This window comes from Leisingera sp. M658 (genome assembly GCF_025144145.1).
Taxonomy (GTDB): Bacteria; Pseudomonadota; Alphaproteobacteria; order Rhodobacterales; family Rhodobacteraceae; genus Leisingera.
Map to the genome: position 1 here is coordinate 4141457 of NZ_CP083546.1, position 15211 is coordinate 4156667.

Annotated in this window: 14 protein-coding genes; 5 read left to right on the plus strand and 9 right to left on the minus strand. The window is 56.3% G+C overall.

Annotated features, from left to right (window positions below; translation table 11 throughout):
• The first annotated feature begins 56 nt into the window (after positions 1 to 56).
• Positions 57 to 2687, plus strand: a complete 2631-nt coding sequence (gene mutS / locus K3724_RS20180; protein WP_259988615.1) for a DNA mismatch repair protein MutS — start codon at positions 57 to 59, stop codon at positions 2685 to 2687.
• 87 nt (positions 2688 to 2774) lie between these two features.
• Here the strand turns inward: mutS and K3724_RS20185 are convergent, their stop codons facing one another.
• Together K3724_RS20185 and hrcA are read right to left on the minus strand one after the other, a co-directional pair.
• Positions 2775 to 3338 carry a nucleotide exchange factor GrpE gene (locus tag K3724_RS20185; RefSeq protein WP_259988617.1) on the minus strand — a complete coding sequence of 188 codons (564 nt, stop codon included), beginning with the start codon at positions 3336 to 3338 and terminating at the stop codon, positions 2775 to 2777.
• 9 nt (positions 3339 to 3347) lie between these two features.
• Positions 3348 to 4412, minus strand: coding sequence for a heat-inducible transcriptional repressor HrcA (hrcA, locus tag K3724_RS20190; protein ID WP_259988619.1), 1065 nt, complete (start codon positions 4410 to 4412; stop codon positions 3348 to 3350).
• A 143-nt stretch (positions 4413 to 4555) separates the two neighbouring features.
• Between hrcA and rph the strand changes: the two genes are divergently transcribed.
• The 4 genes from rph to K3724_RS20210 are packed head-to-tail and all read left to right on the plus strand — an operon-like array spanning position 4556 to position 7385.
• On the plus strand, positions 4556 to 5269 hold the full coding sequence (gene rph / locus K3724_RS20195; protein ID WP_259988621.1) for a ribonuclease PH: 714 nt from the start codon (positions 4556 to 4558) through the stop codon (positions 5267 to 5269).
• The gene (gene rdgB / locus K3724_RS20200; RefSeq protein ID WP_259988623.1) at positions 5266 to 5880 is read left to right on the plus strand and encodes an RdgB/HAM1 family non-canonical purine NTP pyrophosphatase; all 615 of its coding nucleotides are present in this window, start codon (positions 5266 to 5268) and stop codon (positions 5878 to 5880) included. The genes rph and rdgB overlap by 4 nt, the downstream gene beginning before the upstream one ends.
• Positions 5873 to 7027 (plus strand): radical SAM family heme chaperone HemW, encoded by a 1155-nt coding sequence (gene hemW, locus K3724_RS20205; RefSeq protein WP_259988625.1) that lies wholly within the window; start codon positions 5873 to 5875, stop codon positions 7025 to 7027. Before rdgB ends, hemW begins: the two co-directional genes overlap by 8 nt.
• A 4-nt stretch (positions 7028 to 7031) precedes the next feature.
• Positions 7032 to 7385, plus strand: a complete 354-nt coding sequence (locus K3724_RS20210; protein WP_259988627.1) for a YbaN family protein — start codon at positions 7032 to 7034, stop codon at positions 7383 to 7385.
• Here the strand turns inward: K3724_RS20210 and K3724_RS20215 are convergent.
• The 7 genes from K3724_RS20215 to K3724_RS20245 all read right to left on the minus strand — a co-directional run bounded on the left by K3724_RS20215 (position 7375) and on the right by K3724_RS20245 (position 14818).
• Positions 7375 to 8268, minus strand: coding sequence for a ParB/RepB/Spo0J family partition protein (locus K3724_RS20215; RefSeq protein ID WP_259988629.1), 894 nt, complete (start codon positions 8266 to 8268; stop codon positions 7375 to 7377). The two genes, K3724_RS20210 and K3724_RS20215, sit on opposite strands and share 11 nt — an antisense overlap.
• Positions 8269 to 8294: 26 nt before the next feature.
• On the minus strand, positions 8295 to 9104 hold the full coding sequence (locus tag K3724_RS20220; RefSeq protein ID WP_259988631.1) for a ParA family protein: 810 nt from the start codon (positions 9102 to 9104) through the stop codon (positions 8295 to 8297).
• The gene (gene rsmG, locus K3724_RS20225) at positions 9097 to 9702 is read right to left on the minus strand and encodes a 16S rRNA (guanine(527)-N(7))-methyltransferase RsmG (RefSeq protein ID WP_259992705.1); all 606 of its coding nucleotides are present in this window, start codon (positions 9700 to 9702) and stop codon (positions 9097 to 9099) included. Before rsmG ends, K3724_RS20220 begins: the two co-directional genes overlap by 8 nt.
• 8 nt (positions 9703 to 9710) lie before the next feature.
• Positions 9711 to 11585: a tRNA uridine-5-carboxymethylaminomethyl(34) synthesis enzyme MnmG gene (gene mnmG / locus K3724_RS20230; protein ID WP_259988633.1), complete on the minus strand. Its 1875-nt coding sequence runs from the start codon at positions 11583 to 11585 to the stop codon at positions 9711 to 9713.
• Between the two features lie 13 nt (positions 11586 to 11598).
• Positions 11599 to 12885: a tRNA uridine-5-carboxymethylaminomethyl(34) synthesis GTPase MnmE gene (gene mnmE / locus K3724_RS20235; RefSeq protein ID WP_259988635.1), complete on the minus strand. Its 1287-nt coding sequence runs from the start codon at positions 12883 to 12885 to the stop codon at positions 11599 to 11601.
• A 31-nt stretch (positions 12886 to 12916) separates the two neighbouring features.
• Positions 12917 to 14188: a transcription termination factor Rho gene (gene rho / locus K3724_RS20240; RefSeq protein WP_259988637.1), complete on the minus strand. Its 1272-nt coding sequence runs from the start codon at positions 14186 to 14188 to the stop codon at positions 12917 to 12919.
• Positions 14189 to 14362: 174 nt separating this feature from the next.
• Positions 14363 to 14818, minus strand: coding sequence for a CopD family protein (locus K3724_RS20245; RefSeq protein WP_259988639.1), 456 nt, complete (start codon positions 14816 to 14818; stop codon positions 14363 to 14365).
• Positions 14819 to 15211 lie beyond the last annotated feature (393 nt).

Genomic DNA, 15211 nt, shown 5'->3' on the forward strand with positions numbered 1-15211 from the left:
TTCCTCGGACCGCCCCCAATGTACACGTTTTACAACGACGACCCGGGGGAATTTTCATGACCGTAACGCCCATGATGGCGCAGTATCTCGAGATCAAGGCAGCGCACGCGGATGCGTTGCTTTTTTATCGGATGGGCGACTTTTACGAGATGTTCTTTGAGGACGCAGTCAACGCCGCAGAAGCCTTAGACATCGCGCTGACCAAACGCGGCAAGCACAACGGCGAAGACATTCCGATGTGCGGCGTGCCCGTCCATGCCGCCGAAGGCTATCTGCTGACGCTGATCCGCAAGGGCTTTCGCGTTGCCGTAGGCGAGCAGCTGGAAAGCCCGGCCGAAGCTAAAAAGCGCGGTTCCAAATCGGTGGTGAAGCGGGATGTGGTGCGGCTTGTGACCCCGGGCACTCTCACCGAAGAGTCTCTGCTAGAAGCGCGCCGCCACAATTTTCTGGTTTCTTACTCTGAACTGCGGGATGAGGCGGCGCTGGCTTGGGCGGACATCTCTACCGGAGCGTTCCACGTGATGCCGGTCGCGCGGGTCCGCTTGTCGCCCGAGCTCGCCCGCCTGGCGCCATCAGAGCTGATCGTTGCTGATGGTCCGGCCTATGACGCTGCCCTCCCTCTGGCTGAAGAATACAAGATCCCGCTCACTCCGCTGGGCAAGGCGAGCTTTGACAGCACCGCTGCGGAAAAGCGCATCTGCTCTTTGTTCAACGTCAGCGCATTGGATGGGTTCGGCACTTTCACCCGGGCCGAGGTCTCAGCCATGGGCGCGCTGATCGACTATTTGGAGATCACCCAAAAGGGCAAGCTGCCGCTGCTGCAGCCGCCACAGCAGGAGGCGCAGGACCGGGTGGTCCAGATCGACGCCGCCACCCGCCGTAATCTGGAGCTGACCCGTTCGCTGTCCGGTGGCCGCGCCGGCTCGCTGCTGGCAGTTGTTGACCGCACTGTCACTCCCGGCGGCGCGCGTCTGCTGGAACAACGGCTGTCCAGCCCCTCTCGTAATCTCGATGTGATCCACCAGCGCCTAGCTGCATTGGATTTCACTGTTGAACGATCTCAGACCGCCGAAGACCTGCGCGCGGCTTTGCGCAAAACACCGGACCTGGACCGGGCACTCTCCCGTCTGGCGCTGGAGCGCGGCGGCCCGCGCGATCTGGCTGCTATCCGCAACGGGCTGTCGCAGGCCGAAGCAATTGCCGGGTTCTGCGCCGGCCTGGAGCTGCCTGCGCTGATGGCCGGGGCCATGTCGGATCTGCAAGGTTTTGACGATTTACTGTCTCTCCTCGATGCGGCCCTGGTAGCCGAACCGCCGCTTATGGCACGGGACGGCGGTTACATCGCAACCGGTTACGATCCGGAACTGGACGAAGCCCGCACTCTGCGCGACGAAGGCCGCTCGGTGATTGCTTCGATGCAGCAGCAATACGCCCAACACACCGGCGTCACCTCACTGAAGATCAAGCATAACAATGTGCTGGGCTACTTCATCGAAACCACCGCAACCCACGCGGACAAGATGATGTCGCCACCTCTCAATGAGATCTACATTCACCGCCAGACAACAGCGAATCAGGTCCGTTTCACCACGGTGGAGCTGAGCGAGATCGAAACCCGCATCCTGAATGCCGGAAACCTGGCGCTGGAGATTGAAAAAAGGCTCTATGCAGGGCTTTCCGGGGCAATTCTGGAAACTGCCGCCCGTCTTAACACGGCCGCCCGCGGGCTGGCCGAGCTGGATGTTCTGGCCGGGTTGGCCGATTTGGCACGCGGCGAAAACTGGACCCGTCCGAAGGTTGATGGAAGCCGTGCATTCCACGTGGAGGGCGGCCGCCATCCGGTGGTGGAACAAGCGCTGCGCCAGCAGGGCGGCGAGACTTTTGTGGCCAATGACTGCGATCTGTCAGCCCAGGAAGGTGCAGCGGTTTGGCTGCTTACCGGTCCGAACATGGCCGGTAAGTCGACCTTCCTGCGCCAGAACGCTCTGATCGCTTTGCTTGCCCAAATGGGCAGTTACGTTCCCGCGGAAGGTGCCCATATCGGCGTCGTTAGCCAGCTTTTCAGCCGGGTCGGTGCTTCGGACGACCTCGCGCGCGGCCGCTCCACCTTCATGGTGGAAATGGTGGAAACTGCAGCCATTCTAAATCAGGCCGACGACCGCGCTCTGGTGATCCTGGATGAGATCGGCCGTGGCACAGCCACCTATGATGGCCTCTCCATCGCCTGGGCCACGCTGGAACACCTGCATGAGGTTAACCGCTCGCGCGCGCTTTTTGCGACCCATTACCACGAGCTGACGCAGCTTGCCGCCAAATTGGAAGGCGTCGACAACGCCACAGTAGCGGTCAAAGAATGGGAAGGCGAAGTGATCTTCCTGCATGAAGTGCACAAAGGCGCTGCTGACCGGTCCTATGGTGTACAGGTGGCGCAGCTGGCTGGCCTGCCGGCATCGGTAGTTGCGCGTGCGCGAGATGTACTCGGCATGCTAGAACAAAGCAGCCGCGAAGGCGGAACGAAGGTCCAAATCGACGACCTTCCCCTCTTCGCAGCAGCCCCGCCACCACAACCCACGGCGCCGGCGGGGCCCTCTCCGGCCGAAGAACTCCTCGCCGGTATTCAGCCGGACGACCTCTCCCCAAGAGAAGCACTGGAAATGATCTACAAACTAAAAGAAGCTGCAATCTAAAAAAAAGGCGGATCCAAACGGACCCGCCCTTTCATCTTTCCGAAAATACTCTCGCCGAAGGCACAGGCCCGTCAGGGTCTGTTCACATCAGCTGGCCGGCGTGGAAGACACACCAACCTGCGCGGCCCGCAGCAGGCGGTCGTGCAGCATGAAGCCTTCGGCGGACACCTGGATGATGTCACCAGCCTTGGTGCCCGGCACCGGTGCTTCGAACATCGCCTCATGCACCTGCGGATCAAACTTGTCGCCAACCTCTGGCGACACAACCCGGATGCCGTGCTTTTCAAACACACCCAGCAGCGAGCGCATGGTCAGTTCCACACCTTCGATCAGCGCCGCCGCAACTTCGCGCTGCTCATCGGTCGCCGCTTCGATCGCGCGCTTCATGTTGTCGTAAACCGGCAGCATGTCACGGGCCAGTTTCGAGCCACCGTAATTCTCCGCTTCCCGGCGTGCTTTGTCACCGCGCTTGCGGGCGTTCTCAGCATCCGCAAGCGCCCGCATGAACCGGTCCTTCAGCTCATCCCGTTCCGCCCGGAGTGCATCGATTTCCAACGAGGCATCATCAAATTCCTCGGTCTGCCCCGCCAGCTCTTCTGCCTCGGCGGCAGCGATATCATCCAGAAAGTCTTCGTCCTTGAGCTCTGCCATGTTTCACCTCTAACTCCGGTCCGACAACAGTTTGCCGACCAGTTGTGCCGTATAGTCTACAATCGGCACAATCCGTCCGTAATTCAGGCGCGTCGGGCCAATCACCCCCACCGCACCGATGATCTTTCGATCCGCGTTCATATAGGGAGACACCACCAAAGAGGAACCCGAAAGTGAGAAAAGTTTGTTCTCCGAACCGATAAAAATGCGCACTCCATCGCCGTCTTCGGTCAGTTCCAGAAATTCGGCGATATCACGCTTGCGCTCTAAATCGTCAAACAAGGTCCGTATCCGCTCCAGCTCCTCCGCCGCACCAGTTTCGGCCAGAAGATTCGCCCGCCCGCGTACAATCAGCCGGGCCTGATCACTGTCGTCATCCTCCCAGACGGCCAACCCGCTTTCGATCATCGCATGTGCCAAGCTATCGATTTCCTGCCGCCGTGCCGAGATCTCTTTTTGGATCTCCCGCTGCACCTCGCTCAGCGTGCGCCCTTCAATCAGCGCATTAAGGAAATTCGCAGCCTCCCGCATCGAACTGGGTGTCTGTCCCGGCGGCGGCTTAAACAGGCGGTTTTCAACATGGCCATCTGAGAACACCAGCACCACCAGCGCCCGGTCGTGCGCCAAAGACACAAACTCGATATGCCGGATCTCCGCCTCATGTTTGGGCGTCAGCACCAACGAAGCACCTTGCGTCACACCGGACAGCGCCGCTCCGACCCGGTCCAGCATGCCCCCCACATCGCCGGCATTTTTGCCCAGCGTCGCGTCGATCTTCTTCCGGTCGTTTGCGTTCAGGTCGCCAACCTCCAGCAACCCATCGACAAACATCCGCAAGCCCATCTGGGTGGGCACCCTGCCAGCGCTTACATGCGGGCTATCCAGAAGGCCAAGGAATTCCAGGTCCTGCATTACGTTGCGAACCGTGGCTGCACTTACCTTTTCGCTCAGTGAACGTGTCAGCGTGCGGCTGCCAACCGGATCGCCGCTCTCCAAATAGCTTTCGACCACCGTCCGGAAAACTTCCCGCGAACGGTCATTCAGGTCTTGCAGGATATTGTTCGCGTCGCTCATCGATTTTCCAGCGTTTCTTGCGGATTCAACATAAGAACCCGAAGCTAGGTTGTCATTAAAGAGCAGCGTGGGAAAAGGTCAATCGGGCTTGCATAGCTTGGCGTCCGGGGGATATCCCCAAGCCAGCAAATAAAGGATGTGCCATGCGACCCTCAGGACGAGAACTGAATGAAATGCGCGCCGTGTCGATTGAGACCGGCTTCACCAAACACGCCGAGGGCTCCTGCCTGATCAAGATTGGCGATACCCACGTCCTGTGCACCGCCACCATCGAAGACCGGGTGCCGCCCTTTATCAAGGGAACCGGCCTTGGCTGGGTCACCGCTGAATACGGCATGCTTCCCCGCGCCACCAATACCCGTATGCGCCGCGAGGCTGCATCGGGCAAGCAAGGCGGCCGCACGGTTGAAATCCAGCGTCTGATCGGCCGCGCACTGCGGGCCGGCGTCGACCGCGTCGCTTTGGGCGAGCGTCAGATCACCGTCGACTGTGACGTTCTGCAGGCCGATGGCGGCACCCGTTGCGCCTCGATCACCGGCGGCTGGGTCGCCCTGCGCCTGGCGGTTAACAAGCTGATGAAAGCCGGCGACGTCCACATCGACCCGCTGATGGATCCGGTTTCTGCAGTTTCCTGCGGTATCTATGCAGGCCAGCCGGTGCTGGATCTGGACTACCCGGAGGATTCCGAGGCCGGCGTTGACGGCAACTTTATCATGACTGGCTCGGGCAAGCTGATCGAAGTGCAGATGTCCGCCGAAGGCTCCCTGTTCTCCCGCGATCAGATGAACCAGCTGATGGATTTGGCCGCCAAGGGCACCACAGAGCTGGCAGAGATGCAAAAGGCCGCCTGCAAATGATCCGCAAACTGGAAGGCGGCAAGCTGCTTGTCGCCACCCACAACAAGGGCAAGCTGAACGAGATCACCGAGATACTTGCCCCCTTCGGTGTCAGCGTTGCCGGCGCCGGCGAAATGAACCTGCCGGAGCCGGAAGAAACCGAAGACACCTTTGTCGGCAATGCCCGCATCAAGGCCCATGCCGCGGCCAAGGCAACCGGCCTGCCAGCCTTGTCCGACGATTCCGGGATCACTATCGACGCTCTGAATGGTGCCCCCGGCGTCTACACCGCCGATTGGGCAGAAACCCCTAATGGCCGTGACTTCCAAATGGCGATGACCCGCGCCAATGACGAGCTGAACGCGACCGGCCCCGAAGCCCCCCGCACAGCCCAGTTCTGCTGCACCCTTGTCATCGCCTGGCCCGACGGCCACGACGAGGTGTTCGAAGGCGTGATGCCGGGCCAGCTGGTCTGGCCAATCCGCGGCGCGCATGGGTTTGGTTACGATCCGATGTTCCAGCCGGACGGTTACAGCATCACTTGCGCCGAAATGGATCCAGCGGAAAAGAACAAGATCAGCCATCGCGGCAAGGCAGTTGCCCAGTTCATCCGGGGCTGTTTCGGTGGATGACTGGCGCAATGGGGGCTTTGGCCTCTATGTGCATTGGCCCTTTTGTCAGGCCAAATGCCCCTATTGCGACTTCAACAGTCATGTCTCCGCAAAAATAGACCAAAAGCTTTGGGTTAGAGCCTATCTGAGCGAACTCGACAGACTCTCGGAACAGCTCTCAGGCCGTGTCCTCAACTCAATATTCTTCGGCGGCGGCACTCCCTCTCTGATGCAGCCCGAAACTGTCGCCGCTGTTATCGATCGGGCACGTGAAATTTGGCCCTTTGCCAATGACATAGAGATCTCTCTTGAAGCAAATCCCGGCTCGGTTGAGGCAGGTCGCTTTGCCGGTTACCGCGACGCCGGAGTCAACAGGATCTCTATGGGTATTCAAGCCCTGAATGACGAAGACCTGCGCCGGCTGGGACGTATTCACAGTGTCTCCGAAGCCAAAGCAGCCTTTGATATCGCCCGAAAATGCTTTGACCGGGTCAGCTTTGATTTGATTTATGCCCGTCAGGGCCAAACACTGAAAACCTGGGAAGCGGAACTTCGCGAAGCACTTTCCATGGCTATTGACCACCTGTCGCTCTACCAGCTGACAATTGAGGACGGCACCGCTTTTGGTGATCGCTACGCCCGGGGGAAACTGCGCGGTCTGCCGGCCGACGACACCTCTGCGGATATGTATCAGGCGACCCAGGACATCTGCGCGTCTTTTGGCATGGCCGGTTATGAAATATCCAACCACGCCAAGCCGGGTTCGGAATCCCGTCATAACCTAATCTACTGGCGATACGGTGACTACGCCGGGATCGGCCCCGGCGCCCATGGCCGTTTGAGTATTGATGGTACCCGGTACGCCACGGAAACCCATCTGGCCCCAGGTGCCTGGCTGGAAGCGGTCAGTAAGGGAAATGGGGAATCCCTGCGCGATTCTCTTTCGCAAGAAGATGCTGTGGCTGAATACATGATGATGGGGATGCGCCTTTCCGAAGGTCTGGATTTAGCACGGTACACTCAACTTTCAGGCGTTAATCTCCCCGAGAGTCGACTTGAGGATCTTGTACAGATGGGCATGATCACTATCTCAGAGAAGAGGCTCCGCGCGACTGATCAAGGACGCGCACTATTGAATGCAGTGCTCCGCGAACTGTTGATGGATTGAAACAATGCGTTTTATCTATGCCGGCCTAGGACTGTTCTGTGTCGGCTTGGCCGTCATAGGTATTGTTCTGCCCTTGCTTCCAACTGTCCCCTTCCTTCTCCTTGCCGCGTTCTTTTTTGCCAACTCATCTGAACGCCTGCACAGTTGGATCGTTGATCACAACATTTTTGGCCCTATGATCCTGGATTGGCGTGACCACGGCGCCATCCGGCCAGGCGCAAAAAAGGCGGCAACCGTTTCGATTGCCGCCGTCTTCGGACTATCTCTGCTTCTTGGTGCCCCTGGCTACATAGTAGGGATCCAGGCGGTTGTTCTCTCTTCTGTACTTCTCTTCATCTGGACCCGGCCTAACGGCTGAGCAGGTTGCACAGCTCATCCAGTTGATCCAGGCTTTCGTAGCTGATCGTTACGGCGCCGGCTTCACCGCCAGGCTTATGATCGATAGCCACTTTCATTTTCAGAACCGCCGACAGATCTCCTTCAAGAGCACGGGTATCCGCATCCTTTTCCTGCGGTTTTCTCGGTCTCTTTTCGGCAGATGTCTGAACTCCAGCGGCATCTTTCTTAACCAATGCTTCGGTCGCGCGGACAGACAGCCCCCCCTTGACGATCTTCACAGCAAGATCTGAAGCATTGTCCGAAGTGATCAGTGCCCGGGCATGGCCAGCCGACAGCTTGCGCTCCTGCACCAGGTTTTGAACATCATCCGGCAGGTGCAACAAGCGCACTAGATTAGCAATATGGCTCCGGCTTTTACCAAGTGCTTCGGCCATCCGTTCTTGCGTATGGCCGAACTTTTCCATCAGTTGCTTGTAGCTTTGCGCCTCTTCCAGCGCATTAAGATCCGAGCGCTGGATGTTTTCGATGATGGCCACTTCCATCATCTCAAGATCCGAGTAGTCCCGGATCAGTACTGGAACTTCATGCAACTGCGCGGCCTGTGAGGCGCGCCAGCGGCGTTCCCCCGCCACAATCTCGAATTTTCCGCCCGGCCGCGGCCGAACGATCAGCGGCTGCAGAACGCCCTTTTCCTTAATCGAGGCTGTCAGATCATCCAAGTCTTCTTGCAAGAACTGCCGGCGAGGCTGATTTGGGTTGGCAATGACATTTTCAATCGGCACCAGAATTTCTGCATTCCGTGGTGCCTCTGCCTGCGTGCTCACCGGTGCAGGGTTCACATCTGCCATCAACGCTGACAATCCCCGGCCCAGTCCGCGTGGTTTTGTTTTTTTGTCTGCCATGATTGCCTCCGGTAGGTATTCTGCATTTACGCCGCTATCTTGTGATGTTTAGTGAGGATTTCCTCTGCCAACGCCCGGTATGCCTGTGCGCCAAGAGAGTTTGTGTCATAGTTTAGAACCGGTTGCGCATAAGAAGGTGCCTCGCTGACCCGGACATTGCGGGGGATTTTTGTTTGAAACACCAAATCACCCAGATTATCCCGGGCGTCCTGTTCCACCTGCTGCGACAAGTTATTGCGACGATCAAACATTGTCAGGACAATTCCTTCGATTCGAAGGTTCGGATTCGCTGACTGCCGAACTTCTCTAATTGTCAGCATGAGCTGGGTCACCCCTTCCAAGGCAAAAAACTCACTTTGCAACGGAACCAGAACCGAATGTGCTGCGACCATTGCGTTGACCGTCAATAGGTTCAAAGAAGGCGGACAATCAATCAGAACGTAGTCCCAGTCATATTCGTCCATCGCGGTTTGGCGCAGAGCATCATGCAGAAGGAAACTGCGTTTTTCATTGGTAAACAGTTCGATATCAGCCGAGCTGAGATCAACAGTCGCTGGGATGATACACAGATCCTCAATCTCCGTCGTTTGAATGACGTCACTCAGAGATGAGTCTTCAACCAAAAGATCATATGTAGTCAGATCCCGATCCGACGGCTCAATCCCAAGGCCAGTTGAAGCATTCCCCTGCGGATCAAGGTCGACAACCAACACACGAAGTCCGGTTTCCACCAAAGCGGCCGCCAGATTTATGGCTGTCGTTGTCTTCCCAACCCCGCCTTTCTGATTTGCGACCGCGATAATACGAGGCCCCTCAGGGCGGGAATAATCAGACACGTGCCACTTCCCTTATTTTCAGGATTACTGCTTCTTGTTCTGTCAGGCTTTTAACCTGTTCCGCAACGAACTGCCATTGCTGCCTGGCGTTATCCACTTCTTTTTTCCAACTCTCTCCCTTAGGGAACAACGCCACCCCTTCGGATGACAGATGGCGCTCTGAAAATTCAAGCAATGTGGACAAATCCGCCAAGGCACGCGCAGACAGGATATCCGCTCCTTGAGGTTCAACCTTTTCAATTCTCTCGGTCAAAACAGTCATCTTGACAGCACATTCTCGTGCAGCTGTTCTAAGGAACGCAGATTTCCTCTGATCACTTTCGATCAATGTTACCTTCATATCAGGTGCTTCATCTGCAGCCAAAATAGCAACAATCAGCCCTGGGAAACCGCCACCGCTACCTATATCGACCCAATGTCCAACAGGATCCGCACAACGGAATACTTGAATGGAATCGGCGATATGACGCATCCAAAGATGCTCCAAGCTCGATTTCGAAACGAGATTTATCTTCGGGTTCCACTTTTGTATGACCTGCTCAAAGGTTTCAAGCCTCTGCAATGTTTCACGTGAAACATCAAGTCCTTGAGGAAGCATCCCATTTCTCACGCGGATTTCCCCTTTTTCGGAAGGCCACGGCGCAAACGCGCAAGCAGAAGCGCAAGCGCAGCCGGTGTTATTCCGTCAATACGGGCCGCTTGCGCCAGTGTTTCTGGTCTGGACTGGGACAACTTAATTTGCAATTCCTTGGAAAGACCGTCAATTCCTTCAAATGAAAATTCGGCGGGGAAGCGATATCCCTCATCCTTCTTCATCGCAGAAACTTCCCGTTCTTGGCGTGCAATATAGTTAGCGTAGAGAGCATCACGCTCCAACTGCCGGCGATTTTCCTTTTTCACCCGTGCTAAGTCCGGCATCAGCGGAATGACGTCCTCGAAGGAGACTTCAGGAAACGCAAGAACATCCATTCCGCTGCGACGGTTTCCATCTTGGTTAACCCGTATTCCGGCCGAGGTAACTTCTTTGGGTGTAAATGCATGGGACTCCAGGATGTTCCGCCCTGAAATTAGACCCTCATTCTTCTCCTGAAACGCTATCCGCCGGCCATCGCCAACACAACCCAGTTCTATAGCCATGGGTGTTAGCCTTTGGTCAGCGTTATCTGCCCGTAAGGACAGACGAAACTCAGCCCGGGAAGTGAACATTCGGTAGGGCTCAGCGACACCGTTTGTAGTGAGATCATCGATCATTACGCCGATGTAGCTGGTTGACCGGCCAAACGTAACCGGCTCTTCTTCCTGTGCCATACGAGCAGCGTTCAAGCCGGCAACCAATCCCTGTGCTGCAGCTTCCTCGTACCCGGTTGTCCCATTTATCTGCCCGGCCAAGTACAAGCCTGGAATGTCCTTCAGGGACAGGTCCAGCTTCAATACGCGTGGGTCTACATAATCATACTCAATTGCATACCCGGGCTGAAGGATAGTTGCTCTCTCAAGCCCCTTGATAGACCGGACATACGCCTCCTGAACGTCTTGCGGCAAGCTTGTAGAGATGCCATTTGGGTAGACCTTGTGATCCGAAACACCCTCTGGTTCCAGAAAGATCTGATGCGATTCCTTGTCAGAGAAACGTACAATCTTATCTTCTATCGACGGACAGTATCGTGGGCCAACACCTTCAATGTGCCCGCCGTACATCGCTGACCGCTCCAGGTTTTTCCGGATGATGTCATGCGTCTGAGTATTGGTGTGAGTAATACCGCAGGAAACTTGCTTGGCGCTTATTGCGCTTGTCATAAATGAGAAGAAGACCGGGTCATCGTCCCCTGGCTGAGCCTCCAGACCATCCCAGTCGATTGTACGCCCGTCCAGCCGGGGTGGCGTTCCTGTCTTCAGCCGGCCAAGCGGCAGTTCAAAACTGTCCAGGCGTTCAGCTAGCCGAACGGAAGGTTTGTCACCAATCCGGCCTCCAGGTCTGGAGATGTCTCCGATGTGAATAACGCCACGTAGGAATGTTCCGGAGGTGAGAATAACTGCCTTTGCTGGAATTTCACTTCCGTCAGACAGCACAGCCCCAGTAACTTCTGTTCCCGACATGAGGAAATCAGTTACTTCACCTTCGAGAATATCCAGGTTCGGTTGCGCTTCGGTTAGCCTCAGGATCTCTTGACGGTAAATCGTTCGATCGGATTGCGCTCTTGGCCCCTGAACCGCTGGGCCTTTCCGACGATTCAGGAGACGGAATTGTATCCCGGCCAGATCAGCAACACGGCCCATTACGCCATCAAAGGCGTCGATTTCCCGAACAAGATGCCCCTTACCCAATCCGCCAATAGCGGGATTGCAGGACATCACACCGATCCCACTGCGGCTCAGTGTAATCAGTACCGTTTTCGCACCCATTCGTGCGGCGGCGTGAGCGGCTTCCGTGCCGGCGTGGCCACCACCTACGACAATCACATCGTACTTCGAATGTTTCACGTGAAACACTCCTTCACTTTCCCAGGCAGAAGCTCGAGAAAATCTCATCAAGGAGATTCTCCACACCGATCCGGCCCACTAGCGTCTCCAGCGCTCGGATCGCCGAGCGCATTTCTTCGGCGGCAATATCATAGAATTCCGAACCACGCGACAGGATAACCTGTGCTTCGGCCAGACTAACCAACGCAGACAGCATAGCATCCCGGTGGCGAGCGCGAGTCGCAATTCCGGCTTGAGTCGAGCGCTTTTGAAGAACCGATGAAATGTGTTCGACAAGCTTGTCGATTCCCTGACCCGACCTGCCTGAGATCGCATCTGCCGCGTTTTCGCGGAGGTCGGCCTTAGGGCGAAGACGGATATCACCATTCTCCATCTCGACGTCCAGAATATCACCATCTTCCGCCAAAAACACACGCATGTCCGCATCTTCGGCGCGCTTCCGCGCTAGAGCGATGCCAATACCCTCGACGTGATCGTCGGTATCCCGCAAACCTGCAGTGTCCAATAAAGTGACTGGCAAGCCGGCCAGATCCATACGCACTTCGATAATATCGCGGGTAGTCCCGGCAAACTCAGACGTGATCGCCGCCTCGCGGCCGGCCAGCGCATTCAGCAATGTGGATTTTCCGACATTGGGTGCACCAATGATGGCCACTTCGAACCCGCTGCGGATTCGCTCCGCAATTTTCACCCCGTCTGTCTCTCTTTCGAGGCCGGCTTGAACTTCAGACAGCAGCGCGGAGACTTCCGGGGTTACATCAACCGGCACTTCTTCGTCAGCGAAATCAATTGTTACTTCGATCAAGGAAGCCGCGCGGATCAGATTGGTGCGCCAGGTCTCAGCCAACTTCCCAAGCCCGCCGGCAAGAACAACCTGTGCCTGCTTGCGCTGCGCTTCTGTTTCCGCGTCAATCAAATCCGCGAGCCCCTCGACCTGAGCCAAGTCCAGGTTACCGTTTTCTAAAGCGCGACGAGTGAATTCGCCCGGATCAGCCATCCGTAAACCCGTAAGGCGGCCTAGATTTTCAAGCACCGCTGTTACAACAGCCGTACTTCCATGTACTTGAAATTCAACGGTATCTTCTCCAGTGAAGCTCTTGGGAGCCGTAAAGCTCAGCACCAAAGCTTCATCCAGGCGCTCACCTGAATCATCTTGTAAGATACGCAGGCTTTTGCCCCGCGCCGGCAAAACGCCTCCGCAAAGCTGCGCGCCGGCTTCATGCGCCATTGGACCTGAGATGCGGATCACCGCAACTCCGGCCTTCCCCTGTGCGGAGGCCAGCGCAAAGATCGTGTCCATGGGATGGCCCTTTTTTACTCGCCCGCCCCGATCAGGTGTTCATCGAGTCGAAGAACTCGGTGTTCGACTTTGTCTGCTTCAGCTTGGACAACAGGAACTCAATCGCATCTGTAGTTCCCATCGGATTCAGAATACGGCGCAGCACAAAGGTCTTGGCCAAATCGATTTTGTCGACCAGCAGCTCCTCTTTCCGGGTACCGGACTTGAGGATGTCGATGGCAGGGAACACCCGCTTATCCGCAATCTTCCGGTCCAGCACGATTTCCGAGTTGCCGGTGCCTTTGAATTCTTCGAAGATCACTTCGTCCATACGCGAGCCGGTATCGATCAGCGCGGTGGCGATGATGGTCAGAGAACCACCTTCTTCGATGTTCCGGGCAGCACCAAAGAACCGCTTGGGCCGCTGCAAGGCATTTGCATCAACACCGCCGGTCAAAACCTTGCCTGACGAAGGCACAACAGTGTTAAAGGCTCTACCAAGCCTTGTGATTGAATCCAGAAGGATAACAACATCTCGTTTGTGTTCTACAAGACGTTTGGCTTTTTCGATGACCATTTCGGACACCGCCACGTGGCGAGTGGCAGGTTCATCAAAGGTGGAAGACACAACTTCGCCTTTCACCGAACGCTGCATGTCCGTCACTTCTTCCGGGCGCTCGTCGATGAGCAAAACGATCAGGTAACACTCAGGATGGTTCTTCTCGATCGAATGCGCGATGTTCTGCAGGATCACCGTTTTACCGGTCCGCGGCGGCGCCACGATCAGCGACCGCTGGCCTTTGCCGATCGGTGCCACCAGGTCGATCACCCGCGCTGAGCGATCCTTGATGGTGGGATCCTCGACTTCCATCTTCAGCCGTTCATCCGGATACAGCGGCGTGAGGTTGTCAAAAGCAATTTTGTGGCGTGCCTTCTCAGGCTCCTCAAAATTGATCGAGGTAACATTGGTCAGCGCAAAGTAGCGCTCTGTCTCCAGCGGCGCCTTGATTTGGCCGTCAACAGTGTCGCCGGTACGAAGAGAGTATTGGCGGATCATGTCGGGTGACACATAAATGTCGTCTGGTCCCGGCAAATAGTTGGCCTCAGGCGAACGCAGAAAACCAAAACCGTCCTGCAACACTTCTAGCACGCCGTCACCGCTGATATCCCAGCCCTCATCCGCGCGTTCACGCAGGATCTGGAACATCATCTCGCCCTTACGCATAGTCGAGGCGTTTTCGATCTCCAGTTCCTCGGCCATAGCCAACAGAGCTTTTGGGCTTTTCGCCTTGAGGTCAGCGAGATTCAGGGATTGCACGGTCATATAGATACGGCCTCTACTCCCCCGTTTACCCAGGGGTTGGTCACACGACAGGATTGGAAAACACGGTGGCCCGGACGGGCCCGCTGAGTGCCATACATAGGGACTCGTTTCAGATGAGTCAAACGCCGGCTGCAGGCGTTCCGGGGTTGCCAGGCCCCTTTCCGTGCCTCTGCGCTAGAATTTGAAGATCACCGAGACAACAATCACCACCATCAGGACGGTTGGCACTTCGTTCATCATCCGGAACTGCCGGCCCGATAGTCCGTTCTTTCCTGCAGAAAAGTCGCGATAGCGGAACAGCAGCCAATGGTGGAACCAGGTCATGGCGATCACGGATACGCCCTTGCTCCACGGCCAAACATAGGTCCAGTCAACGATCCCAGGAGTCAGCACGATAAACAGCCCTGCGGCCCAAGACACATACATTGCGGGGCGCATGATGATCCGGAGGAGCTTATCTTCCATTTGCAGAAAGATCGGCACTGTGTCCTGGACCTTCTCTGCCTGCTCCACGTGATACACGAACAAACGGGGGAGATAGAATAGCCCTGCCATCCAGCTGAGCACAGCCATGATGTGCAGTGATTTGGCATACGGGTAGAGCGTGAACATCAGGTCGCTCAGGTCCATGGGCAGTTCTCCCCGGTCAGATCTGATCACCCTAATAATTAAAGATATATTAGAAGGATGATGTTTTTGTAGTGTGCATGGATTCCGGTGGATAAGTGAATCCTCCTCCGCTTATCCCCAGCAGGGATAAGATTCCAGATGGGACGGGACAGGAGGCATGAAGTTTTTTTAACGCCTTAGAAATAAGGTGCATTCATGCTGTGTTCACTCCTCGATGCTTGGGGATAACGCCGGGATGATCCGGGGAGAGCCGGCATATCCACGAAAATAAAGTTATCCTGCCCCACAAAGGACGACTCAGCGAATTGAATCCCGGAATTTGCGTCAAGCCCGGGAGTCTTTACTTAACCGCGGAAAACCATACAAAACGTTCTGAAACCGTCTGCTTCTTTC